The sequence below is a fragment of the Sporosarcina sp. A2 genome, assembly GCF_050858885.1.
Classification (GTDB): domain Bacteria; phylum Bacillota; class Bacilli; order Bacillales_A; family Planococcaceae; genus Sporosarcina.
The window spans coordinates 2,652,007-2,677,439 of record NZ_CP193898.1 but is presented as its reverse complement, the minus strand read 5'-3'; the positions used below and the strand labels follow the sequence as shown (position 1 = coordinate 2,677,439).

Sequence of the window (25,433 nt, the reverse complement as noted above, 5' to 3'; positions counted from 1 at the left end):
CAGGGAAAGTGATCATAAAACTAGGAAAGCGCTCATAACCCAGGGAATGTGATCATAAAAGTAGGAAAGCGCTCATAACTCAATCAGCACACGCAATCCCTTTCATACTTGAAAGGGATTTTATTGTTGTGCAACGAATATAGAAGAGTAGGATGAAAAATGGCAATGGGGGAGAGACAGATGCAGAGACAGGCTCAACATAAAAAGAGAATGGGGAAGCCGGCAAAGATTATTTTATGGATACTCGCGACATTAGTTATCGTGGCCGCGGCTACACTTATTTTTGTAAACGTTTACATAGGGAATTCGAAACCCGTGATCCAAGGAAACACTCAACTAACTGTTTTGGATGAAAATGTAACGGTAACTCGTGATGAAAACGGTGTTCCTCATATTGACGCCGCGTCCGACGCTGATTTATATCGTGCACAAGGTTATGTCCATGCACAGGACCGCTTATTCCAAATGGATCTTGCTCGTAGACAAGCAAGCGGGAGATTATCTGAGGTCGTTGGTGCAAAAGCAATCGATGTCGACAAACAGTTCCGTACATTTAGCTTGAGAAACGCTGCGGAGAAGTCATTTGATACATATGGCGATGACGCAAAACAAGTTCTGGAATGGTATGCAGATGGAGTCAACGCGTTCATTGAAGAAGTAAAAGACAATGGTAAGTTGTCTTATGAATTCAAGTTGCTTGGTTATGAACCGGAAGCATGGACACCGATCGACTCGCTGACAATCGGGAAGTATATGGCGTATGACTTGGGTGGAAAGTGGACGCCGCAAGCAATGCGTCACTGGGCACTCAATCATTATACTGAAGAAAAGGCACAAGACTTGTTCATTACCTATCCGAAAAATGCAGAGTCTATCATGGAAGCGAATCTGAAAAATCAAGTACAAGTTACAGGACAGTTTGACCCTGGATTGCTTCCTCACGAATTCAATGGGAGTAATAACTGGGTCGTCTCTGGAGACAAAACGAAATCAGGAATGCCATTACTCGCAGATGACCCACATTTAGGCTTGAGCACGCCTTCCATCTGGCATCAGGTACACTTGAAGTCGCCAGAGCAAAATGTGAGTGGTGTTATTTTTGCAGGAATTCCTGGAGTCATTCTTGGACATAACGAAAAAGTAGCGTGGGGTGTTACGAATGTTGGCCCTGACGTTCAAGATCTCTACATTGAAATCCCAAATCCTGATGATCCAACTCAATTTCAATATGACGATGAGTGGGAACAAGCGGAAGTCCGCGATGAGACCATCCGCGTGAAGGATGAAGAAGATGTGCCATTCGAAGTGCTTGTTACGAGGCACGGACCGATTATTACAGATGTCATTTATCAAGATGAAAAGCCAGACGCAGTGTTCTCCATGCAATGGACAGCACTCGAGACAAGTAATGAGCTTGAAGCGATTATGGACTTGAACAAAGCGGACGATTGGGAGTCTTTTGAAACAGCGCTAGAAGCATTCAGTGCACCTGCTCAAAACTTTGTATTTGCTTCAACCGATGGCACGATAGCGTTTAAAGCAAACGGCAAAATTCCAATCCGTAAAAAAGGTGATGCACAGTTGCCCGTTCCCGGGAATTCATCCGAATATGGGTGGGATGGCTACGTGCCATATGACGAATTACCGACCCTTGTAAATCCTAAAGAAGGATTCATCGCTACAGCAAACAATGAAGTGGTGGATGAAAAGTATCCGTACCACATTACGAAGTTTTGGGCGCAGCCGTATCGATACGAGCGGATTGCAGAAGTGCTACGCGCGAGTGACCAGTTAACGGCTAAAGACATGATGGATTTGCAGATGGACCAAAAGAATTTACACGCGGGAGAATTTCTGGACGATCTAATAGATTCGATTGAAAAAATGGATCGGAAAGAGAGTTATACGGGAATCTTGAGTCAAATGAAAGAATGGGATCAGGTGGATTCAGTGGATGCGCCACAACCTCTCATCTTCCACAAACTGATGAAGCAATTGCCAGTGACGATGTTTGCTTCAGATATGCCAAAAGACGTTTATGAATTCATGCCAGGAAAACCTCAATTGACTGATCAGTTTTTACGCAATGCGTATGATGGGAAGCCGTCTTCGTGGGTCAATGAGTATGGCGGGGTTGACCAATGGGTGTTTGATGCGTTTGAGAAAACAGTTGCGAGTTTGAAAGAGGATTATGGCGATAAACCAACGAAGTGGCAGTGGGGCGATTTCCACCAGCTCGTATTCCCGCATCCATTATCAGGTGCTTCACCAGTGTTGGCGCGTTTCCTAGACCCTAAAAAGCAACCAGTGGGAGGATCAGGGGTTACCGTACAAGCGGCGTCGTTCAAAGATGATGGCAGTGCAAACCATGGAGCCTCATGGCGCTTTGTTGCAGATCTGGAAGACTTGTCGAAAGCCTATCATATCGTAGGCCCAGGACAAAGCGGTCATATGAAGTCAGAATGGTTCCACGACCAAGCAGACGATTGGGTCCGCGGTGATTTCCATGAGACCGTTTTACAAGGTGACTTGAAAAATGGTCACGTGTTAACGCTCGAAGCGAAATAACGAAAGGAAGCAGAGGTGTACGTAACCTCTGTTTTTTGTGCGTTGGAAATTTGGAGTGGTTAAATGGTTTGCGCTTCAGAAGACTGGTGAGTGATCATAAATCCCGCATTACGCTCATAAACAAAGAATACCGCTCATAAATCCCGGAAATTGCTCTTAACCTCTCTAAACCGCTCATAAACCAATGAAAGTGATCATAAACACAAAATACAGCTCATAAACATCGAAATGTGATCATAACCCTCCTGTACCAAGCAATTGCAAAACAATCACCCCATGCACTACCACTCCAAAACGCAAAAAAGTGCCCTTAACCAATCAAAACCAACACCTAATTGGTGTGCTCCGCTTCGCGAATCATTTAGTGCGGAGAGTCGGATAGACTATGTTTATTCATAAGAGTGAGCAGCTTTTTGCTAAGAATTCCGAGTCATTCAAACCATCGTTTGATAGTAGTTGCAAATCGTCAGAATAACGCATATACTAGCCTTACAATCAAACAGTCATTTGAATGACTATTTAAGGAGGCGAGTCCATTTGAAAATGATCGATACATGCGACGAACAAATTATTCATGATTCTCTGGTCATCGAAATTCAAGAAGATCTGCCACGTGTTGGTGGAATGGTGCAACTTTTTAAAGCGCTCGCAGACGAAACACGACTAAAAATCGCCTATTCTTTAACATTGAAAAATGAGCTTTGTGTGTGTGATGTTGGTGCCATTATTGGTGCATCTAACGCAACAGCCTCTCATCATTTACGCTATCTAAAAGAAAACGGTTTAGCTCGATCAGAACGAAGAGGAAAAATGGTCTACTACTCACTTGCGGATGATCATGTTTTCCAACTTGTGAAAATTGCATACGACCATACGACAGAAGGTGAAGAAAATGGCTGAAACAATCCGTACAGAATATCGTCTTGAAAACTTAAGTTGTGCCAACTGTGCGATGAAGTTCGAAAAGAACGTCAGTCGACTTCCAAACGTTGAAGCGGCTACCGTGAACTTCGGGGCAAGCAAACTGTCATTTGCAGGAAACGCTTCTATCGATGAACTACTAGCAGCAGGTGCCTTTGACGGGATCCGTGTCGTTCCTATATCGCAACGGAAACCGACAGAGAAAGTACCTTTTTTCAAACGCCGAGAAAACATTGTGTCGCTCATTTCTCTTCTATTCTTAGCAGCAGGTTTATTCACCTCTACTAAATACGGAGAAACCAATATAGCGGCAATCATCTTATTCGCGATTGCTATAGTCGTCGGTGGAACTTCGATGTTCATCGATGGACTAAAAAACTTAGTCCGCCTTGAATTCGATATGAATACATTGATGACGATTGCGATCATAGGTGCCGCAATCATTGGGGAATGGCGAGAAGCTGCTGTGGTCGTACTGTTGTTTGCGATCAGTGAGGCGCTTGAATCCTACTCGATGAACAAAGCGCGTCAATCGATCAGTAGTTTAGTGGACATCGCGCCACCTTCAGCGACAATTCGTCGTAATGATAAAATAGTTGAGCTCCCAACTGAAGAAATTCGAATTGGAGACGTCTTGCTTGTTAAACCCGGGCAGAAAATCGCGATGGATGGTACAGTCCGATCAGGATATTCAACCGTCAACCAAGCTGCAATTACTGGTGAATCTGTACCCGTTATTAAACAAACAAATGATACCGTTTTTGCAGGGACGATGAACGAAGAAGGATCATTAGAGGTCACTGTTACCAAGTTAGTCGAAGACACGACCATCGCTAAAATAATCCACCTTGTTGAAGATGCGCAAGCTGAAAAAGCACCTTCTCAAAAATTCATCGATAAGTTCGCGAAATATTATACACCAGCGATTATCGTTATAGCAGCCTTAACCGCGATCATCCCACCGCTACTCGGTGCAGATTGGCAGACGTGGATTTATCAAGGATTAGCAGTACTCGTAGTAGGGTGTCCATGTGCACTTGTCGTCTCGACACCGGTCGCAATCGTTACTGCTATTGGGAACGCAGCCCGTCAAGGTGTGCTCATTAAAGGCGGTATCCACTTAGAGGAAATGGGTCATATTAAGACCGTCGCGTTCGATAAAACTGGTACTTTGACGAAAGGGTATCCCGAAGTAACGAATATTATTACAGCAGCTGGCATTAAAGAAGAGGAGCTATTACAAGTAGTCGCTTCTGTAGAGCGTCTTTCTCAACACCCATTAGCACGAGCACTCGTTAATGCATCTGAAGCGCGCAGCTTACGAGTTATCCCTGCACTCAACTTCCAATCGCTCACCGGTAAAGGTGCGATTGCAGACGTTGAGGGACAGAACGTTGCTGTCGGAAGTCTCCGCTGGATGGGAGAACTGACGGAACTCTCAGCGGAAGTTAAAACCCAAGCAGGTGCAATGCAAACTGAAGGGAAATCCGTAATGGGTGCAGTTATAGATGGAACGTTTGCAGGATTGTTCGCAGTCGCGGATCCTGTTCGTAACGAAAGTAAACGTGTTATCGAACGTTTGAAAGAAATAGGCATTGATAAAACAGTTATGCTGACGGGGGACGATCCGAAAACAGCTCAAGCGATTGCAGCTCAATTAGGAATTGACGATGTTCGCGCAGGGCTAATGCCAGAAGACAAACTCATCGCAATTCGTGAATTGAGTGAAGGTAAGAAGCGCGTTGCGATGATCGGAGATGGTATTAATGATGCCCCTGCACTTGCAGCAGCGTCCGTCGGGATTGCAATGGGAGGTGCAGGAACAGATGCAGCACTCGAAACGGCAGATATCGCTCTAATGGCAGATGATCTTGAACAATTGCCATATACCGTGAAATTGAGTAGAAAAACATTGCGTACTATCAAAGAAAACATTATGTTTGCAGTAGGACTAAAAATTGCTGCACTGCTTCTCGTCATCCCAGGTTGGTTGACGCTATGGATTGCTATTTTCGCGGATATGGGTGCAACACTTCTCGTCGTGTTGAATTCACTTCGATTAATGAAAATCCAAAAGTAAGAAGCGGTCGTTTGGAGGAAATTCCTAATGCAACTTAAAGAATGGACAATGGTGGAACAGGAACAGCTAATCCACTTCATGACAACGAATACATGGCCGTTTCATGGTCAAGAAAAATCAGGCCGAGAGTTAATCGAAAAAACGATCCTTGAAGGTGGATACGAATCGGATGAAGTGAAAACATTCTGGCTCGTCAACGACAACGGGGAAAAAGTGGGCATCGCTAAGATACATGATTTGCAAGATGATGTCCCCTTGTTCGATTTACGTATAGCCGATCGGTATCGAGGTCGTGGATATGGAGCTAGCGCATTGAAGCTAATGGCAGATTATGTGTTTGAGTTGCCTGAAGGTAAAAATCGGTTAGCTGGACACACCCGCCATGACAACCTAGCAATGCGCAAGACGTTCGAACGCTCTGGTTTTGTGAAAGAAGGACATTTGCGACAAGCTTGGTTCTCTCCTGAGGAAGATTGCTACTACGATGCGATAACGTATGGAATTACACGAGAGGACTATATGGGTGGTAAGAAAACGCCAGTCGTATGGGAAGAACACGAAGATCCTTATGCGGTTCAGGAAATACCCGATTTCCCTGATGAGTTTGAATCGGAGCGGTTAATCATCCGGATGCCTTCACTCCATGACGTTTCAGATGTAAATAACGCCATCCTTCAGACGCTTCCTACGCTTCGCGAATGGATGTCTTGGGCGCACCAGCCTCAGAATTTAGCGGATACTGAACGGCGTATGCGTCAAGCAATTGCAGATTTCATTACAAAAAAGGAACTTCTTCTCCATATGTTTGAAAAACAAACAGGGGACTTCGTGGGGTCATCCAAATTGCACGCAATTGATTGGACGATTCCTAAGTTTGAAATCGGCTATTGGTTAGCGAAGGGATATGAAGGAAAAGGCTATATGACAGAAGCTGTAAAACGGATAGCGGAATTTGCTTTTGAAGAACTCGGCGCGCAACGCGTGGACATCCGATGCGATGAGCACAACAAAAAAAGCCGCACCGTCGCTGAACGGGCAGGCTTTGAGCTTGAAGCGATATTGAAAAACGATGCGCGTTCTACGGATGGAACGGCATTAAGAAATACAGTTATCTACGCTAAAATATCGCGTTAAATGTAATAAAGGGATGTCGGAATAATCTCCGACATCCCTTTATTTAAACTGATCGTCTACCTGAAATCATATTTAGAATAAACACGATTAACGCGATAACGAGCAAGATATGAATGAGGCCACCACCGATTTTGAAAACTAGGCCGAGCAACCAGAATGCAATTAGTGCTACAATGATAATCCAAAGTATTTTACCCATGAGTCGTTCACTCCTTTCGACGTTGTGATTGAATTAGTTATGTTCTTTAGATACCCCGGAAGAAAACGAGTTAAACACACACAGTATTTTTTTATTGGAAATAGGCGGCAAATTGCCAGTGGAGGTGCTTGGATTGGCAACACCGAGTATGGAAGACTATATTGAGCAAATCTATTTGCAAATTGAGGCAAAAGGTGAGGCGAGGGTTTCAGATGTTGCAGAATCACTATCTGTCCTTCCTTCATCTGTAACGAAAATGGCGCAACGTCTCCATAAAGAAGGGTACGTCATTTATGAGCGCTATAAAGACATCACATTAACCGTTCGAGGACGGAACTTCGGTGAGCGTCTTGTACAACGTCATGAACTATTGGAGCAATTTTTGCGTATTATAGGTGTTGAAGAAGAAAACATCTACGGTGATGTGGAAGGTATTGAGCATCATTTGAGTTGGAATGCGATGGATCGCATTACCGATCTCGTACAAGCGATGAACGAAGACCAAAAGTTTGTCACGGCATTAAAGCAACGCAACCAATAAAAGTTTACACACAATTATTTAAGGAAATGGGAGAATAAGATGACAAATATACTTGCAGGAACAGTTCAAAGCGTTCGAGTTCTAGAACTTGATGGATCACGATGGTCGTTAGATTTAGATGGAACAGAATTGTACATGAACGCTTCAGAAGCACCAGAAACATTAGAAGCAGGAGATACCCCAGATGTATTCTTATTTATGAATAGACGAGGCGAACTCGCAGCCTCAATGCAAATACCTCATATGACAATGGGTACTTATGGCTGGGCGCGCGTGCTTCGAATCGATGACCAGTACGGAGCGTATGTAGACATCGGTGCAGCATTTGAAGTGCTCGTCAACAAAGCGGATCTACCTCATGTACGAAAATTATGGCCGAGAATTGACGATGCCTTGTATATGACATTGCGAACAGATCCGGCAGGCACGATATTCGGACGTCTCGCAACAGAAGAGCGCGTACTGGACGTTATCGGCATTGCTGAAAAGGATCGAATGAATGACAACCTAAAAGCGCGTCCTTACCGGTTGCTTCCTGTAGGAGCCTTCTTGTTAAGCGTGCCCGATAATTATCGTATCTTCATCCACGCAAGTGAAATGGCTGCAGAGCCACGTCTAGGCGAGGAACTTACAGTGCGTATTATTGATGTGCAAGAAAATGGAACGCTCAATGGTTCACTCTTGCCACGTAAACAAGAGCGTTTAGGTGACGATGCGGAAATGATTTTTGCATACTTAGAAGAGACCAATGGGAAAATGCCATTTACCGACAAGTCAACACCCGAGGAAATCGAAGAAATGTTTAGCCTAAGTAAGGGAGCATTTAAGCGTGCGCTTGGTAAATTGATGAAAGACGGCAAGATCGAACAGCGTGATGGCTGGACATCGCTTAAAGAGTAACGGGAACCTTTTAGCTTTACATTTCGTATGTATTGGAAACAAGGAGGTACGAAAATGAAACGAACACTTACTGCTGGTCTTGCACTACTGCTATCTGTTGGATTAGTTTTACCGAATATCGCATCCGCGGAAGGCACTATCAACGAAAAGCTAGGAGTGCCTATCATTGTTTACGGGGCAAATCTTTCAGAAGCTGAACGAGCTAGTGTTAAAACGAGCTTGAAAGTCGACGAAGAAGCTGAAGTCGAAGAAATTGAAGTTACCGGAAAAGATCTGATCACTTATATTAAAGACGGCGATCCGAACGCACGTATGTATTCTTCAGCGAAGATTATGCGACAAGACGCTGGAAAAGGCCTTGTCATTTCAATCGTAACTCAAGATAATATTACTCAAGTAACTCCTGATATGTATGCGACCGCTATGCTTACTGCGGGTATTGAAGATGCTAAAGTGGAAGTGGCAGCACCTAAAAAAGTAACCGGCCACTCCGCATTAGTAGGAATTTACAAAGCCTATGAAGTAAGCGGAGAAACGTTAGACAAAGATCGCACAGACGTTGCCAATGACGAGTTGGATGTAGCGACTCAGCTTTCGGAAAAAGGTGTCGATAAAGACAAAGTTGCTGAACTATTGACGGACATCAAACAACAGATTTCTGACAAAAAACCTGCAACGAAAGAAGACGTTGAACAAATTGTTAAGGAGCAATTGGAGAAACACAAAATTGAACTAAGCGATGCAGATCGTCAACTATTAATAGATTTGATGGACCGGATCAGTAAGCTTGATATTGACTTCTCGAAGTTCTCTCAGCAGTTGGACGATATGGCTTCAAAAGTTAAAGATAAGTTAGGTAATATAGATCCTGGATTTTGGGATAAAGTTAAAGAGTTTTTCAACGGACTTGTGGATTCAGTGAAATCCATCTTCCAATAAGAAAATCAGAAGTGTTGACCTATCTGGACACCCTGATAGTATTATAAAAAAAGGGAGGCTGTTCCTATGGAATTTGAACTAAAAGAACTTGGCGGAGATACATACGCCTTTCGCTCTGAAAAGGACGGTAAAGCACTAGCTGAAATTACGTGGACACTTCTCGGTGATGTCATGGTTATGGATCACACATTCGTTTCTGAAGCACTTCGTGGTGGAGGCGTTGCAAAGAAACTGTTAGATCGTGCTGCTGACTATGCGCGTGAAAATCATCTGAAGATGGAAGCAGTTTGTTCATACGTTGTTACCGCGTTTAATCGATACGAAGAATACAACGATGTAAAAGCTTAATAAAGTAGTTATCAACGGATCGCAGACCTTTTAGCGGTCCTTTTTTTTAAAAGATGAGGAATCTTTGAAACAATTACTGAGTTTAATCGTATACATGGTAGGAAACTAGAAAAGTGAGGCGATGTATATGAATCGAACAGCTGAAAGAGTCTTAGGGATTATTAGTCTAGTCTTCACGGTATTAGGTGTGATCTCTACGATTGGCGGAGCAGTTATACTAAAAATGATGGGCTCCGATCCGAGTATCCGATCCGAAATTGAAGGCGAGATATTGTCTAACCCTTCGACTGCGCCAGGAGACATGGACATGTTTTTCCAGTTTTTCGACGCAGTTGGTGGCTTCCTCTGGCTCGGAGTAGCTTTCCTAGTACTAAGTTTAATCCTAACGATTGTAGCACTAGTGAATATCTGGAATAACAAAAATCCAAAGCTTGCTGGAATCATGTTTATTCTTGCTGGATTAACAGGAGGAATTCTATCCCTTACATCGATCTTGTTGTATATCGCGGGCATCCTCTGTCTTACGAAAAAGCCTACAATGATTTATACAGATGAACACAATCATACGGATACACCGTACGATGACAATGGAATGCGTCCATTATAAAACAAAAAACGTCCGACTCAGCTACTGAGTCGGACGTTTATAATTATACGCATAAAGCGGATTGTTGGATCATATAAACATACTGTGCGGTTTCTACAGGGACGCCTTCGAAGTCTTCATCGAAAACTTCTAGTAACTCGAAACCTAATTTTTCATAGAACGCTTTTGCGGGATCATTCAAGTCGTCTACGTATACGAACATCTGTATAGCTCGGTCCAATAGTGTTAAGGACCCTGCGAAAAGTTCCCTTCCAATACCTTGACGCTGATATTCCGGAAGAATATAAAGTGCAGTCAGCTCAACATCTCCATCCGTATCAATACGTGTCATGTTGTAAAATCCAACAGGACGACCATTGCGTTCCGCAATCAGAATCTCAGTCTTTTCCATTCGTTTCAACAGCATGGGTGTAGAATAAGCGCTATCGAGAAATTTCTGTTGGACAGTTTCAGGTAAAAGTTCTTGATACGTTTCTTTCCAGGTCTCACGGGCAATGTGTTGGACGGCAGCAATATCTTCCTCAATCATTTGTCGAATCATTGCGCTTTCACCTCATCATTCCTTTCTTCCATCATAACAAATGCAGTATGTGAAAACTAGCGATAGTCAGACTTGTCATGAAAATGAAATGTTATGGGCGTTTCGATGCTAGTAAGTGGGGTATACTTTATACATGAACACTAACTCAAATAGTAAGTAAAAACTTGGAGGTTTGATTTTTATGGCTAAAAAACGTAATGGTATTTTACTCGCAACACTTGCAGCTGGGGCTTATGCGTATTTCAGTAAGAAGGAAAACCGCGACAAAGCACAAGTAGCTGTTAACAATTTAGTTACGAAAGTCGATTCATTCGTTCAAACTAAAAAAGCGGACTACTCTGATAAGACCAAAACGGGTATGTCTGATCCATATGATTTCCAAGACAACAAGATGGTAAGTGAAGGCGCACAAACAAGTGTTCACTACTACAACCAAGTAGTAGAAGACAAAGGTAAAGGTGCGAAAGAGGATGGTCTCTACCACAAAAAAGTAGACAAAGAAATTACAGATGAACTCGAGTCTAAAGAGCCAAAATCAGACTCCGATAAATCTTAAACTAACTAAACAAACGCAAATTCACCACACATGTAAACTGCTACCCTTACTACAACAACCTGCAGCGGGCCGAAATGGCCACGAACTGCAGGTTTTTTGTGAGGAATATGTGAAAACAAACTTTCACAGTAGGTTTGTTTGTAATTGTGAAGGGTATTAGGGTATACTTTTTGAAGAGATATAGAGTACGTGCAACTGAAAGAATCCCGTTGGCTCTTCTTTTTTTCTGTAGAAAAATAGGAGTGCTAATAGTTTGAAAATAGTGAAGGTGGATTTCGTGAAAAAAAGAATTGGATTTTTGACGATGTTGGCTACGGCTGCCGTTTTGTTGAGTGGTTGTACGAGTGTTCAAGAACAAAGAGGTACATTCTACGGGATATTTGTTAAACCGATGGAATGGTTGCTTCATACATTAGGGGAATCACTAGGCGGAAGTTACGGACTCGCGATTATCATTATTACGATGGGTATTCGTCTGATCTTGATGCCACTCATGTTGAAGAACTATAAGTCTCAGCAAGAGATGAAAGTAAAAATGGATGCTCTCAAACCTGAAATGGAAGACATCCAGAAACAAATGAAATCAGCTAAAGATGCAGGAAACAAAGAAGACCAGGTGAAATTGCAGCAAGAAATGATGGGCTTGTATTCCAAACACAATGTAAATCCATTGAATATGGGATGTCTACCATTAGTCATTCAAATGCCGATTATAATGGGACTGTATTTCGCAATTTTATATGCGGATGATGTCGTGAAAACACATGAATTCCTATGGTTCAAGCTAGGCGAGCCTGATATGATTATGATGCTGATTGCTGGTGCTGTGTATTTTGTTCAAGCGCGAGTATCGCTTTGGACAATGCCTGAACAACAAAAAGCTCAAATGAAATTATTTGTCTACATTTCACCAATTATGATCATGTTCATCTCTTATCGTGTTGCAGCTGCTTTACCATTGTACTGGGCTGTAGGCGGTTTGTTCATGGTATTCCAAACGTATTTAGGTCGGAAATTCTATTATAAACACACTGCAGCAGAACTCGCTGTAGAAGCAGATGGTCAGGTCGATGTAGAAATCGTGGATCCTGTTGATGAGAAACAGAAAACGAACAAAAAGAAGAAAAAGTAATTCGCATATCTTGTCTTAGCCGGAGTGCTTACTCCGGCTTCTTTTTTACTAATGATTCCCTAGCTTACGATGAATTGGAGGCATGTGCAGATGAATAGTAATTGGATATATGGAATCGGCATTGTCATAGCTGGCGTATTCTCGCTCTATTTTATTGTTAAGCTAGATCTACAGAATGCATTGATTGGCATGATCGCCCTATTCGCATTGACAAATAGTGCGCGAGCAAAGTCATTCAGGAGCCAAGGCATGGTACGCGAGGCTCGTTGGATGCAAGGACTCTCAACATTATTTGCAATTGCTTTTGCAGTCGTTCTGTTTTTAAGATTTCTTGGATGAAAAAAGGAAACAGCAGTGCGCATTCATGCGCTGCCGTTTCCTTTTTTTTAATACGCAAGCTTTCGTCGTGTAAAGAGTACGATGAAGATTGCTGGAATTGTACAAACTGCCATTCCTAAAAACGCGAGTCCAGGTGAAATATCGTAGAGATAGCCTGCAGGGATTGTCAGGAATGCTGTGCTCAAACTCATAGCAAACGCAGCGTACATACCTTGTGCTGAAGCAATTTGCTGTTTTGGCAGACGAGTAGAGATGTATTGAATGAATGCATAATGTGCAATTCCGAAAGAAACTGCATGAAGCACTTGCGTAAACACGAACACGGCAGTGAACGGAAACAGGTAGACTGCTATCCAGCGAACTGTCGACCCGATAGCGGCGATTAAGAACATCGTCGAAATCTTGGTGTTGGCTAGCAAGCGGTCAGATAAGCGGAAGAATAAGATTTCAAATAATACCGCAACATTCAAAATCACACCAATCCACAATCCCGAGACTCCAAGGTCGTCTAGATAAATAAATCCAAAACTATAGTAAGCTGCATGAGCACCTTGTAGCAGCACAGCTAAAATCGTAATGGTCAGAAACCCTTTTGTTTGAAATAGCGTCCTTAACTTGGTCTGCTCAACAGCTGCAGAAGTTTGCTCTGGTATGGAATCGAGAACAGCGGGTGCGTTTTTCATCGCAAAGACTACGGTAACAATAAGGCCGGCAATCATCAAATACAAAATCGCTTGTTCACTCCAGATTGAGGTAGCGGCACCAACGAGTAGTAAAGCGATGGTATAGCCAATCGATCCGAATGAACGACTTTTACCATAATGGATCCGTTCGGATTGCATTAATAGAGTTGCACCACTTTCTACCGCAGGTAAAATCATAGGGTAGACGGCACTGAACAGGATCGTAATCGCCGCGAGTGACCAGACCGGCGTATCGGGAATATAGAAAACTACGAGCAATAAAGATAAAATAGATAGCCATTTGATGACGGCGCGTAAAGAGGACTTTCGTGTTAAAACAGGGAACACCATGAATGTTGAAAGAGCTCGTGCTACCATCCCGATTCCCATAATTAGACTTGCTTGTGAGACGGTAAGACCTTTTTCAATGGTCAACCACCCTGTCCAATAAGGAAGAAAAATTCCCCATGTAAAAAAGAATACAAAAAAACTGGCGGAAAGCCACCGTTGGTTAGCCAATAGAATCATCCTTCATGTAAGAAATCAAACTGAAAAAGTAATCATAGCATATCATTTATAAAAGGCACAGTAGTCCTAAGAGAGAAATGATGGTAGACTATGAAAAGCATTACGCGTAATAAACTTGTAATATTTGAGATATAGAACATAGAAGGTAACAAACAAAACGAAAGAGGGCAATACTCTAATGAATCGAAGACAAGCAAGAAGAAGTACAAAGAAGAAGCATTCGAAAGGGCTCAAGGCAATAGTAACAGTCGTGCTTGTTCTGCTGATCGGCTTAGTTGTTTGGGTGGGAATTAACGACTGGGATGTAGAGAAAGCGTTGGAACGAGCTGGATTATCAACTCCTGAAACCGAGTCACCAATAGTTACTCTGCCAGAAAAAGAGAATACAGAAGTGGTGAAGAAAACAAAACCGAAGAATACACCTAATCCTTCAGAAGATACAGAAACATCACCAACTGATGAGCCTACCACACCAAGTGATTCAGAGAAACCGTTTGATGGAGGCTATGTGGAGGGACAGAAATTGCCAACTAAACCAACGTATTTCAATGAAATCTTACTGGCCAATAAAAAGTATCCACTACCTACAACTTTTGCGCCAGGTGAAAACAAAGACGCACGCGCGGCATTTGAAGAAATGAGCGCTGAAGCGAAACTTTCCAATTTCAATTTGACGGCATTTAGCACATACCGATCGTATGATTATCAGGTGACACTTTACAATCGCTATGCGGATCGCGATGGTGCAGAAGCTGCCGATCGCTATAGCGCGCGTCCAGGTTATTCCGAACACCAAACCGGTCTTGCGTTTGATATTGGTGAAGTGAACCACGAGAAGCATTGGGCGTCCTCTTCCTTCGGTGAGACTGAAGCTGGAAAGTGGCTTCTTGCGAATGCGCACCGATACGGGTTCATTTTACGCTACCCTAAAAACAAAGAAGAAGTTACAGGATATATGCACGAAGCCTGGCATTATCGTTATGTCGGAAAACCGATTTCTGAAGAAATTTTCAAGAAGAATATCACTCTAGAAGAATACCTCGGAGTAAAATGAGAAAAGGGACTGCGTCGCAGTCTCTTTTTGTATGCAAATAAACTCTGTTGGATTTGTCTGAATGTAGTATTTGATGAGGCAATCCGCCCAAGCAACCGTACTTTCACATCAAAAAACAGGCACCTCCACTAAAGGGGCAACCTGTTCTAATTTGTGCTTATAAAATTGGTGACAGTAAGCGGGAAATGGACTCTTTTATCTTAATACCCCGCGAACGGTTCAGATACATGTCGTAAGTTAACTCTGTAGATAAGTGAATGTCCTGTTCGAACAACTCCGCTAGCTCACGTGACTTTTCACGATCATAGATGAAGGCGTTAATCTCAAAGTTGAGGCGGAAACTACGCTCATCGATATTTGCGGTACCGACCGTAGCCAACTCATCATCCACAACAATCTGCTTCGCATGGATAAATCCATTTTCATAAATATAGACACGCGCGCCTGCTTTCAATAGACTCCCTAGGTTTGAATACGTAGCCCAGTAGACAAACATATGATCGGGCTTGTTCGGGATCATAATCCGTACATCGATACCCGACAAACATGCAATACGCAAGGCATCTAAGAAACTCGCATCAGGTATAAAATAAGGTGTTTGGATGTAAATGTATTCTTTTGCGATGAAAATCATCTTTAAATAGCCATCTTTAATTTGTTCCCATTCAGCATCAGGACCACTTGAGACGATCTGCATTCCGACAGAACCTTTTCGGGGGATGACTGGGAAATACCGATCATTGTACTGAACTTCACTAGAGGATAACGCCTGATTCCAGTCCAGAAAGAAACGGGTTTGCAAAGGATGTACAGCGCTTCCTTCTATTCGTAAATGCGTATCTCTCCAATATCCGAACTTCTTACTTAATCCAAGATACTCATCACCGACATTGAATCCTCCGACGTAGCCGATGCGACCGTCAATAACAACGATTTTACGGTGATTTCGATAGTTCAAACGAGGGTTAATGAGCGGCATAATCGCAGGGAAAAAGGCAGCGGCTTCTCCACCGTTGTCCGTCAACTCTTTCAAGTGTTTGACATGCAAGCCACGAGAGCCAATATCGTCAAATAATACTCTTACCTTAACACCTTGTTTTGCTTTTCTGACGAGCACTTCCATTATTCTGCTTCCTAATGTATCGAGGCGCATAATGTAGTACTGGAAGTGGATATGATCTTTTGCATTTTCTAAGTCATGGATAAGCGCTTCAAACTTTGCATCACCGTCGTTGAAAATCTCAACATCGTTATCTTGCGTCAATACTGCATGATTATTTTTTAAATGTAAGTAAATGATATCGTGATAACGCGCTGTGTCATCCAATTGAAATTCAAACGTTTCTTCCTCAATTGCTTCCATCTGGTATTCAATCAAAGTCTCAATCCCGATTCGATCTCGACCAGACCAACGGAACAAGTGCCGCTTTCGCAGTTGTCTACCAAGGAGCAAGTAGATGATAAATCCGAATAGTGGGATGAAGAATAGAACGAGTAACCAAGCCCATGTAGATGCTGCATCACGTCGTTCTAAGAAAATAAGAACGCCTGCTAGCAGGATGTTTAAAATAAGAAGAGCGACCATAAGGCCACCTATAATTCCTGCCATTGTATTCCGCCTTTCTCGAACTCTGTCATATTCCTATAGTATACAGCAACAGGGAAATTTGTCCCTTATAACAAAAACGCATCCATATAAAAAACCGAAAGAAAGTGATAAGATTCTACTTTCTTTCGGTTTTGACTCTCTTTTAAGTTAATCACGCAATTTTACGCGTTGTAATCGTAGTGCATTTAACACAACGGAAACGGAGCTGAATGCCATAGCAGCACCAGCTACCCAAGGTGCAAGTAACCCAGCGGCTGCAATCGGAATGCCGACCGAGTTGTAGGCAAGTGCCCAAAATAGATTCTGTTTAATGTTCTGGACAGTAAGCCGACTCATTTTTAGTGTATCAGGAACACGTAGCAAATCCCCGTGCATTAGCGTGACATCAGCGGCTTCCATAGCGACCGCAGTTCCTGTACCCATTGCCATTCCGATATCCGCAACGGCAAGAGCGGGGGCGTCATTAATCCCGTCACCTGCCATCGCAACACGTTTCCCTTCAGCTTGAAGTGCCACAATCGTTTGTGCTTTTTGGTCAGGCAACACACCTGCGATCACCCGGTCGATCCCGACTGTATTCGCAATCGATTTCGCAGTGCGTTCCTGGTCACCCGTCAGCATAATAACTTCCATTCCAAGAGCGTGCAGTTCTTTCACAGCCTCAGCAGAAGTCTCTTTCACCGTATCGGCGACGGCAATTACCGCTACGTGAGCTCCGTCCGCAGCCATATACATGACGGTCTTGCCTTCATTTTCTAGTGAAGCAGTATCCGTAATCGTGTGATTCAGCTCGATATTGAAGCGCTCCAATAACTTCTGATTCCCAAGAAGTATGTCGACATTGTCCACAGTACAGCGAATGCCATGTCCTGGAATTGACTCGAATTGTCCAACTGTAAGTAGGCGATTTCCACTTTCTGCACCGAATGTCGTCACAGCTCGTGCAACCGGGTGCTCAGAATCACTTTCAGCCACAGCAGATAGTGCGATCATCCGGTTTCGCTGAGAAGCATCCGACGTTACGAAGTCTGTTACTTCCGGAGTACCTTTAGTAAGTGTGCCCGTTTTATCGAACACAATTGTATCAATTGATTTCGTTTGTTCCATCGCTTCTGCAGTCTTGAACAGTATTCCGTGTTCTGCCGCACGGCCGGAACCCGCCATGATTGATGTTGGTGTTGCAAGACCAAGTGCGCACGGACAAGCAATCACGAGTACCGCAATCGTGCTAGTCAGTGCTTCAGCGAAATCACCGGGAGTTACGAAGAAGTACCAAATGACGAACGTCAAAGCAGCAATGCCGACCACTACAGGTACGAACACACCTGAGATTTTATCAGCTAATCGTTGAATTGGCGCTTTCGATCCTTGAGCTTCTTCTACAACGCGAATGATTCCAGAGAGCATCGTGTCTTTTCCAATATTCTTCGCACGCACGCGCAACGAGCCGTTTGCATTCACGGTTGCAGCGTACAGCAAATCACCTTCGGCTTTATCGACAGGAAGACTCTCGCCTGTCAGCATCGATTCGTCTACAGAAGATGTGCCAGAAACAACTTCAGCATCGACTGGAATCGATGCTCCAGGTCGAATGACGAGTATATCGCCAACTTGAACGTCGGAAATCGCAATTTCCGATTGAACACCATCTTGTTCTACAACAGCCATCGTCGGTTGAAGTCCCATAAGTTTTTTTATGGCGTCCGATGAGTGGCCTTTCGCACGTGCTTCAAATAGTTTTCCAAGTAAAATCAGCGTAATTAGCACAGCGCTCGTTTCGAAATACAACCCATGATCTGAGCCGGTTAGGACGAGGAACACCGAATAGAAATACGCAGCGGATGTCCCTAAGACAACCAACACGTCCATATTGGCGCTTCCATTGCGTAGCGCAGAGAATGCGCCTTTATAAAATGTCCAGCCAATCCAAAACTGAACAGGCGTTGTGAGTGCCCATTGGAAATAGGGATTCATGAATAGGTCTGGAACGTACATCCAACGTGTGAATGAAAAGTGGGCGAACATTGTCCACAATAACGGTAAAGAAAGAATTGCTGAGATGGCGAACATTTTAGTCTTTTTGTGGATCTCTGCCTTACGAGGGTCTTCCTCGTTCGTCGACGCACCGTCTTTAACTGAAGAACCATAGCCAATCTTTTCAATCTTGAGGATGATGTCATTAACTGAAAGTGCAGTGGGGTCATATGTGACGCGACCTGTCTCTAATGCTAAATTGACATTCACTGTAAAGATTCCATCCATCCTGGAAAGAACTTTTTCAATACGTGCAGAACACGCAGCGCACGTCATCCCTGTAAGTTGTAGATCGACATGACGTTCAGTGATGTCGTAGCCGAGTGATTGTATTTTGGCTCGTAGCGCAGGTAAGTCAGCTGCACCAGTGTCTATGGTTACAGCCGCTTTTTCCGTTGCGAAATTGACCGCAACGTCTTGGACACCCTCCATGCGAGAGAGTCCTTTTTCGATTCTGTTTGCACAAGCTGCACAAGTCATACCTGTTATCGGAATATCTATTCGTTTTTCGCTCATGACCGTCATCCTCCTTAAAGGTACCTGATCGGGGTATGTATTGATGAAAAATAAAAGTAAGAAAAGAAAACCGCACAGCAAGTGCTGGCGGTTTTAAACCTATTAGTGCACTACGTCGTATCCTTGGTCTTCAATCGTCTCCTGGATCTTTTCGCTGTCTGCATGAACAGGGTTGTGAGAAACCTGTACAGTGCCCGCGTCGAGATTTACTGAAACGGATTCAACGCCCTCGAGTTTACCGACGCTATCTTCAACCGCTTTCACACAATGTCCACAAGACATACCTTTAACTGTTAGAGTTGTTTGTTCCATTTTGAATTGCCTCCTTATTTTCTCATTAATTTTGAAACTGTAATAAGTAATTCGTCAAGAACAGCGTCATCACCTTCTGCAAGGCGTTCTTTTACACACCCTTTTAAATGCCCGTCTAACAAAACCTTGGCAGCGCTATTGAGTGCAGACTGTGTAGCTGCGAATTGTGTGATGATATCATCGCAATAGACATCGCTTTCAATCATTTTACGAATTCCGCGAATTTGACCTTCTACCCGGTTCAAGCGGTGGATTAGATTGGTTTTCACACTATCGGGGTGGTGACTCTTGCGACAGGAAAGTTCCTCTGCAACGACAAGCTCATCTTCGTGGATCATAGTTATTCGTCACCCCTTTCTACTTCAAACATAATGTACCAGTGGGGGGTATGTCAATGATTCAAGGCGGATATAGTTCACATAAAATTAAATAATTTGTAATATAATTGAAAGGTTAAAAACTTGACAATTGTGGTATGATATAGTTAGCAAAAGAAAAACACTACAATTCGAACAAACTAGAACCTTACATCCAATTTGTGCGTCCTGCACTATAGAAAGGTTGAGGTGGAACCAGATGGCGAAAGAAATCGATTTGAAGAAGATCATCACAAACTTAGCGAAGTTAGGTGTTTCCGCTACAATGACAAAATCGCGTCTAGATATGCTTAAGGCCCTTACACCGCCTGCACAGCAAGACCCGCAAATCCAACCATGACTAAAAACACGTCCGAGACATTTGTCTCGGACGTGTTTTTTTATTCTTCATCATCAGAATTGAACATGTACGTACGATGATGGAATTTCATACTAAAGATTAGTCCAATCGCGAGCATATTGCCCATCAGTGAACTACCTCCGTAACTGATGAAAGGAAGAGGAATCCCTGTGATCGGAAGTAATTGAATGGTCATACCGATGTTTTCGAAAACATGGAACGTGATCATTGCAATAATCCCCGCAGCGATATACGTACTAAACGGATCTTTTAACTCTAGTGCAATTTTCGTTAAATGATAAATGAGGAAGAAGTACAGACAGATGACGACACTTGCGCCTACAAAGCCCCATTCTTCACCGATTACACTGAATATGAAGTCCGTATGGCTTTCTGGAACGTACACTTCACGGTCCTTAAATCCTTTACCGAAAATCTCACCAGATCCGATAGCATTCAACGAAGTAATTAGGTGCAAGCCTTCGTTCGACGAATACGAGTAAGGATCGAGCCATGAATAGATTCGTTGGAACTGATACGGTTTAAAGCCAAGTGACGTTAGGAAATCTTGGGCATATAATGCCATTAGCAGCATCGTACCGCCAATGGAGATACTGCCGACAAAAATCGGAACGAGTATCTTCCATGTAATCCCGGCAACTACAGCGAGGGCTGCAGTAATAGCTAAAAATACAAGCGCAGTACCAAGGTCAGGTTGCTGCAAAATGAAAAACAACGGAACAATTAGGACGACACCGATTTTCATCAGAAGAATGAAGTCCGTTTGTAGCGTCTTGTCCGTGAATTTCTCATGGTGTTTCGTGATGACACGAGCTAATCCAATGATGAAGAACGTCTTCATGAATTCAGCAGGTTGAATACTGCCGACCCCTGGTAAGTGGAACCAACTCTTTGCGCCATTACGGCGTGAAACGAGTTCCATACTTTCAGGAAGTATGAAAAGCATGAATAGCAGGAACAGACCGCCTCCGTAGATGAGCCATGATGCTTTTTTATATTGTTCGGGTTCGAAGTACATCGTAATCGCGATTATGATGGAACCGACGACATACCATTGAATTTGTGACGGAATGAAATTTTTACCGTATTGTCCAGTTGTTTGAGCGGAGGAGATTGCGACTAAACTAATCGCCCCAAACAATAACAAGAGGAAGGCGAGCGGCCAATCGAATCGATCTGCAGTTTTTTGTTGTATTTTCATATAGATGGTCACCTTTGCCGTTTCATAGAGTTACAACCACTCATTATAACGGATATCCTATGAGTATCCACAAGGGGAGATTTTCCTGTCTTTTAAAGTTAATCTTCCTCGGTTTCAAATAAGTAATCTTGTTGATGGAATTGTATACTGAAAATCAGACCAATCGCAAACATGTTGCTGAATAATGAGCTTCCCCCATAACTGATGAAAGGAAGTGGAATTCCGGTAATCGGTAACAGTTGGACGTTCATACCAATATTCTCTAAGACGTGAAACGCGAGCATAGCGATCACACCAGCGGTCACATATACACTGAACGTATCTTTCAGCGTCAGAGCAATTTTCGTTAAATGATAAATGAAGACGAAAAACAACGTGATGAGCAGACTCGTTCCGACGAACCCCCATTCTTCCCCAATTACACTAATGATGAAGTCGGTATGGTTCTCTGGAATGTACACAACACTTTCCTTAAAACCTTTCCCAGTGAATGCTCCAGATCCGATCGCGGTCATAGCCTGGATCAGATTGTAACCTTCCTCTCCGGGGTACGAATAAGGATCGAGCCAGGAATAGACACGTTTAAATTGATACGGGTCAAACCCAAGTTTTTGTAAGAAATCTTGTGCGTAAATCGCCATCCATAAAAGTGTCGCACCGAAAGTTGCGCCGACTGCTATGAGCGGAGCGAGTAGTTTCCAGGAGATTCCGGAAACAATAACTACCGCCACTGTAATCGCTATAAATACAAGGGAAGTTCCTAAATCCGGCTGCTTCATAATGAAAGCAAGTGGAACGACTAGCATTACTGCCACTTTACCGAGTAGCAACACATCCACCTTCAATGATTTTACTGGATACCGATCATGATGGATACTAACCATCCTTGCCAGTCCAAGTATGAAGAACGTCTTGATGAATTCCGAAGGTTGAATGGTTCCGATTACAGGCAAGTGAAGCCATCGTTTGGCTCCAAGCCGCATTTCAGCAATTTGGTCCTCTCCACCGGGTGCTACCATGAGAAAGAAGAGAAGGAAAATACCGAATCCGTAAAGAGGCCACGCTAACTTTTTATATTGCTGCGGCTCTAATTGGATCATAACGAAGATGATAAATGCACCAAGCACATACCAACGGATTTGCAGGGGAATGAAGTTCATATTATATTGTCCAGAATTTTGTGCAGAGCCAATCGCTGTTAAACTGATGATGAAAAATAGTAATAAGTACAAGGCGAGTGTCCAGTCGAATCGTTCTGTCCACTTGGTTGATAGTTTCAAAGCGAAACTCCTTCCTATAGAGAGTGATACGGAGGAACCAAGAATTAGGCCGGAATTCCAACTAGTTCATAAGACGTAATTAAAGTTTTAAAAGTTTCTCCATTATGAATGATTCTAGTCTAACCATAGAGGAACGGAAAGGTTTTTTCTAGCATCATCCGCGGTTCATGGTAAACTAGTGAGACGAAAACTAACGGATCGAGAGGGATTATTATGAAAAAAAAGCTAGGGTTAGTCTATGGAGGAAAATCAGCGGAGCACGAAGTTTCTTTATCAACTGCACGTGCCGTTACACAGGCTGTCAATTTTGACGCATACGAGGTCATGCCAATTTACATATCGTCTGAGGGAGAATGGCGTACAGGTACACCGATTACGAAACCTGCAGAAACGATTGAAGAGTTACGTTTTGAAAGTAATGGAGGGAGCGAACCGGATAGTATTGCTCAATTCCTGCAACTCGATAGAAAGCCGGATGTGATCCTGCCGTTGTTACACGGAACCAATGGAGAAGATGGAACGGTTCAAGGCTTATTTGAAGTGATGAATATCCCATACGCAGGAAATGGCGTACTCGCATCCTCTGCCGGAATGGACAAAGTTGTCATGAAGCAATTATTCGCTCAAGTGGGTCTTGCACAAGTTCCTTATATACATTTCATCCGTTCCGAGTGGGAAAAAGATGAAGCTCGCTTGTTGGATGCTGCAGAACAAACACTTGAATACCCGGTGTTCGTAAAACCAGCAAACTTAGGGTCAAGTGTCGGGATCAGCAAAGCAGATACGCGTGAAGCTTTGAAGCAAGCAATTGCATTTGCGCTGAAATTCGACCGTAAAATCATTATCGAACAGGGCGTTACGGCGCGTGAAGTCGAGATGGGCGTTTTAGGCAACGATGAGCCAGCATGCTCCGTCCCGGGGGAAATTAAACCCGTTGCAGCATTTTACGATTACGAAGCAAAATATCAAGACGGAAACACCGAGTTGGTCATCCCTGCACACGTGCCAGATGATGTCGCAACTCATATGAAAGACATGGCGTACCGCGCGTTTAAAGTACTCGACTGCGCAGGACTTGTACGTGCTGACTTCTTTGTCACTGAAAATGATGAAGTGTTGATCAATGAAGTTAACACAATGCCTGGATTTACTCCGACGAGCATGTTCCCGTTACTTTGGCAGCATACTGGTGTCAGCTATCCAGAATTGATCGGCAAACTGATTGAATTAGCACTTGCGCGTCATGCAGAAAAACAACAGATACAATACACAATGGATTGAGTGGGATATAAATGAAACGTAAACTAACTGAACTGGCGGAATGGCTGAATGCGTCCGGACAACACTTGGAAGGAATTACCGTATTAGGAGCAACAATCGATTCGAGAAACATTAAACAAGGGGATTTGTTTATCCCGTTCCGTGGAGAGCAGGCAAACGGTCACAAGTACGTTCACTCTGCGATCCAAAATGGAGCAGTCGCTTCACTCTGGCTTACTGACGAACCTAATCCACCTGCAGAACTGCCACTAATTTTTGTAGACGATGCGGAAGCGGCACTCCAGCAACTTGCCCGTAGTTATCGAAATCAGCTGACGTGTAAAGTAGTCGGTGTGACTGGATCTAACGGGAAAACCTCAACGAAAGACTTGATCGCAAGTGTTCTGAGTGCAGAGTTTGCAGTTCGCAAAACAGAAGGCAATTTTAATAATGAACTCGGAATGCCATTGACGATTTTGTCACTTGAAGAAGAAACGGAAGTTGCAGTTCTCGAAATGGGAATGAGTGCTTTTGGAGAAATCGCTTTCCTTTCTGAACTTGCAAAACCAGACATAGCGATTATTACGAATATCGGTGAAGCCCATATGCAAGACCTTGGAAGCCGAGAAGGTATCGCAAAGGCGAAATTTGAAATCATACAAGGACTCTCTTCTGAAGGTGAGTTTTACTATGATGGCGACGAACCGTTACTGACTTCACTCGTAGGTGCCGAAAAAAACCTTGATGCTGTTGCATTCGGCTATGCGGAATCCTGTGAGTTAGTGGCAACGGATATAGAAGTGACTGAGCAAGGAAGCCGATTTACGGTTGCTGGACAGATTGATGGGCAATACGTCATTCCAGTATTCGGTGAGCATCAGGTGAAAAATGCGCTAGCTGCTATGCTTGTAGCAAAAAAACTAAGCATGACGGACGAAGGCATTCGTAGTGCATTATTAAACGCAACGTTAACACCGATGCGGATGCAACCTATAACTGCTAAAAGTGGTGCATTATTCATCAATGATGCGTACAATGCAGCGCCGACTTCATTACGCGCAGCGCTGTCCTTTATCGGACAGACACAACTCCGTCGAGATAAGTGGGTAGTGCTGGGGGATATGCTGGAACTTGGACAAGACGAAAGACATTTCCACGAATCAGTTGCCGACCAACTAGCCAACCTAGAGTTGAAAGGGATTGCCCTGTACGGACCAAGAATGAAGTGGCTATATGACGAGCTACATGCGCGGAAATCACCTGTTAAATTGATGTGGATAGAAGACGATTACCAACCAATTATTTCGACGTTGCTTGAATCGATTGATGACCAGTCCATCATTCTGTTGAAAGGCTCCCGAGGAATGGCGCTAGAAAACGTATTAAATGGAGTATTGGAAACGGAGGCGTAAT

At 43.4% G+C, this 25,433-nt stretch carries 25 protein-coding genes; 16 read left to right on the top strand and 9 right to left on the bottom strand.

What is annotated here, in order from left to right; all coding sequences use genetic code 11:
• Positions 1–180 precede the first annotated feature (180 nt).
• The 4 genes from ACRPI0_RS13595 to ACRPI0_RS13580 all read left to right on the top strand — a co-directional run bounded on the left by ACRPI0_RS13595 (position 181) and on the right by ACRPI0_RS13580 (position 6,703).
• Positions 181–2,568 carry a penicillin acylase family protein gene (locus ACRPI0_RS13595; RefSeq protein WP_432353228.1) on the top strand — a complete coding sequence of 796 codons (2,388 nt, stop codon included), beginning with the start codon at positions 181–183 and terminating at the stop codon, positions 2,566–2,568.
• A 543-nt stretch (positions 2,569–3,111) separates the two neighbouring features.
• Positions 3,112–3,468 (top strand): ArsR/SmtB family transcription factor, encoded by a 357-nt coding sequence (locus tag ACRPI0_RS13590; RefSeq protein WP_432355968.1) that lies wholly within the window; start codon positions 3,112–3,114, stop codon positions 3,466–3,468.
• The gene (locus ACRPI0_RS13585; protein WP_432353226.1) at positions 3,461–5,569 is read left to right on the top strand and encodes a heavy metal translocating P-type ATPase; all 2,109 of its coding nucleotides are present in this window, start codon (positions 3,461–3,463) and stop codon (positions 5,567–5,569) included. Before ACRPI0_RS13590 ends, ACRPI0_RS13585 begins: the two co-directional genes overlap by 8 nt.
• Positions 5,570–5,596: 27 nt before the next feature.
• On the top strand, positions 5,597–6,703 hold the full coding sequence (locus ACRPI0_RS13580) for a GNAT family N-acetyltransferase (protein ID WP_432353224.1): 1,107 nt from the start codon (positions 5,597–5,599) through the stop codon (positions 6,701–6,703).
• A gap of 43 nt (positions 6,704–6,746) precedes the next feature.
• On the opposite strand, the gene ACRPI0_RS13575 is transcribed toward ACRPI0_RS13580, so the two are convergent.
• A complete protein-coding gene (locus ACRPI0_RS13575; protein ID WP_432353222.1) occupies positions 6,747–6,902 on the bottom strand; it encodes a lmo0937 family membrane protein in 156 nt (51 codons plus the stop codon).
• Between the two features lie 133 nt (positions 6,903–7,035).
• Here ACRPI0_RS13575 and mntR point away from each other — a divergent pair, with 133 nt between their 5' ends.
• From mntR to ACRPI0_RS13550, 5 genes are all read left to right on the top strand, one after another.
• Entirely contained in the window at positions 7,036–7,443 is a 408-nt protein-coding gene (gene mntR, locus ACRPI0_RS13570) for a transcriptional regulator MntR (RefSeq protein ID WP_432353220.1), read from the top strand.
• Between the two features lie 39 nt (positions 7,444–7,482).
• Positions 7,483–8,343, top strand: coding sequence for a CvfB family protein (locus tag ACRPI0_RS13565; RefSeq protein WP_432353218.1), 861 nt, complete (start codon positions 7,483–7,485; stop codon positions 8,341–8,343).
• Positions 8,344–8,397: 54 nt separating this feature from the next.
• On the top strand, positions 8,398–9,282 hold the full coding sequence (locus tag ACRPI0_RS13560) for a DUF1002 domain-containing protein (protein WP_432353216.1): 885 nt from the start codon (positions 8,398–8,400) through the stop codon (positions 9,280–9,282).
• Between the two features lie 66 nt (positions 9,283–9,348).
• Positions 9,349–9,630 (top strand): GNAT family N-acetyltransferase, encoded by a 282-nt coding sequence (locus tag ACRPI0_RS13555; protein WP_432353214.1) that lies wholly within the window; start codon positions 9,349–9,351, stop codon positions 9,628–9,630.
• Positions 9,631–9,757: 127 nt separating this feature from the next.
• Complete coding sequence (locus ACRPI0_RS13550; protein ID WP_432353212.1) at positions 9,758–10,237, top strand: DUF4064 domain-containing protein; 480 nt, start codon at positions 9,758–9,760, stop codon at positions 10,235–10,237.
• A 43-nt stretch (positions 10,238–10,280) separates the two neighbouring features.
• Here the strand turns inward: ACRPI0_RS13550 and ACRPI0_RS13545 are convergent, their stop codons facing one another.
• Entirely contained in the window at positions 10,281–10,778 is a 498-nt protein-coding gene (locus ACRPI0_RS13545; protein ID WP_432353210.1) for a GNAT family N-acetyltransferase, read from the bottom strand.
• A 181-nt stretch (positions 10,779–10,959) separates the two neighbouring features.
• Here ACRPI0_RS13545 and ACRPI0_RS13540 point away from each other — a divergent pair, with 181 nt between their 5' ends.
• From ACRPI0_RS13540 to ACRPI0_RS13530, 3 genes are all read left to right on the top strand, one after another.
• Positions 10,960–11,334: a hypothetical protein gene (locus ACRPI0_RS13540; RefSeq protein ID WP_432353208.1), complete on the top strand. Its 375-nt coding sequence runs from the start codon at positions 10,960–10,962 to the stop codon at positions 11,332–11,334.
• A gap of 277 nt (positions 11,335–11,611) precedes the next feature.
• Positions 11,612–12,466 (top strand): membrane protein insertase YidC, encoded by an 855-nt coding sequence (yidC, locus tag ACRPI0_RS13535; protein WP_432353206.1) that lies wholly within the window; start codon positions 11,612–11,614, stop codon positions 12,464–12,466.
• 90 nt (positions 12,467–12,556) lie between these two features.
• On the top strand, positions 12,557–12,805 hold the full coding sequence (locus tag ACRPI0_RS13530; RefSeq protein WP_432353204.1) for a hypothetical protein: 249 nt from the start codon (positions 12,557–12,559) through the stop codon (positions 12,803–12,805).
• A 47-nt stretch (positions 12,806–12,852) separates the two neighbouring features.
• On the opposite strand, the gene ACRPI0_RS13525 is transcribed toward ACRPI0_RS13530, so the two are convergent.
• The gene (locus ACRPI0_RS13525; RefSeq protein ID WP_432353202.1) at positions 12,853–14,016 is read right to left on the bottom strand and encodes a 3-phenylpropionate MFS transporter; all 1,164 of its coding nucleotides are present in this window, start codon (positions 14,014–14,016) and stop codon (positions 12,853–12,855) included.
• A gap of 178 nt (positions 14,017–14,194) precedes the next feature.
• On the opposite strand from ACRPI0_RS13525, the gene ACRPI0_RS13520 reads away from it, so the two are divergent.
• The gene (locus ACRPI0_RS13520) at positions 14,195–15,070 is read left to right on the top strand and encodes a M15 family metallopeptidase (protein WP_432353200.1); all 876 of its coding nucleotides are present in this window, start codon (positions 14,195–14,197) and stop codon (positions 15,068–15,070) included.
• Positions 15,071–15,227: 157 nt separating this feature from the next.
• On the opposite strand, the gene cls is transcribed toward ACRPI0_RS13520, so the two are convergent.
• The 4 genes from cls to ACRPI0_RS13500 form a co-directional block, all read right to left on the bottom strand.
• Entirely contained in the window at positions 15,228–16,679 is a 1,452-nt protein-coding gene (cls, locus tag ACRPI0_RS13515; RefSeq protein WP_432353198.1) for a cardiolipin synthase, read from the bottom strand.
• 147 nt (positions 16,680–16,826) lie between these two features.
• Positions 16,827–19,229: a heavy metal translocating P-type ATPase gene (locus ACRPI0_RS13510; RefSeq protein ID WP_432353196.1), complete on the bottom strand. Its 2,403-nt coding sequence runs from the start codon at positions 19,227–19,229 to the stop codon at positions 16,827–16,829.
• 102 nt (positions 19,230–19,331) lie between these two features.
• Entirely contained in the window at positions 19,332–19,541 is a 210-nt protein-coding gene (gene copZ, locus ACRPI0_RS13505; protein WP_432353194.1) for a copper chaperone CopZ, read from the bottom strand.
• Between the two features lie 14 nt (positions 19,542–19,555).
• Positions 19,556–19,879 carry a metal-sensitive transcriptional regulator gene (locus ACRPI0_RS13500; protein ID WP_432353192.1) on the bottom strand — a complete coding sequence of 108 codons (324 nt, stop codon included), beginning with the start codon at positions 19,877–19,879 and terminating at the stop codon, positions 19,556–19,558.
• 238 nt (positions 19,880–20,117) lie between these two features.
• Here ACRPI0_RS13500 and ACRPI0_RS13495 point away from each other — a divergent pair, with 238 nt between their 5' ends.
• Positions 20,118–20,258: an Lmo0850 family protein gene (locus ACRPI0_RS13495; RefSeq protein WP_172643597.1), complete on the top strand. Its 141-nt coding sequence runs from the start codon at positions 20,118–20,120 to the stop codon at positions 20,256–20,258.
• A 40-nt stretch (positions 20,259–20,298) separates the two neighbouring features.
• Here the strand turns inward: ACRPI0_RS13495 and ACRPI0_RS13490 are convergent, their stop codons facing one another.
• Complete coding sequence (locus ACRPI0_RS13490; RefSeq protein WP_432353191.1) at positions 20,299–21,480, bottom strand: FtsW/RodA/SpoVE family cell cycle protein; 1,182 nt, start codon at positions 21,478–21,480, stop codon at positions 20,299–20,301.
• Positions 21,481–21,578: 98 nt separating this feature from the next.
• Positions 21,579–22,760 carry an FtsW/RodA/SpoVE family cell cycle protein gene (locus tag ACRPI0_RS13485; RefSeq protein ID WP_432353189.1) on the bottom strand — a complete coding sequence of 394 codons (1,182 nt, stop codon included), beginning with the start codon at positions 22,758–22,760 and terminating at the stop codon, positions 21,579–21,581.
• 213 nt (positions 22,761–22,973) lie between these two features.
• On the opposite strand from ACRPI0_RS13485, the gene ACRPI0_RS13480 reads away from it, so the two are divergent.
• Both ACRPI0_RS13480 and ACRPI0_RS13475 read left to right on the top strand, forming a co-directional pair.
• The gene (locus ACRPI0_RS13480; RefSeq protein WP_432353188.1) at positions 22,974–24,041 is read left to right on the top strand and encodes a D-alanine--D-alanine ligase; all 1,068 of its coding nucleotides are present in this window, start codon (positions 22,974–22,976) and stop codon (positions 24,039–24,041) included.
• Positions 24,042–24,052: 11 nt separating this feature from the next.
• A complete protein-coding gene (locus tag ACRPI0_RS13475; RefSeq protein ID WP_432353187.1) occupies positions 24,053–25,432 on the top strand; it encodes a UDP-N-acetylmuramoyl-tripeptide--D-alanyl-D-alanine ligase in 1,380 nt (459 codons plus the stop codon).
• Position 25,433: the final 1 nt, after the last annotated feature.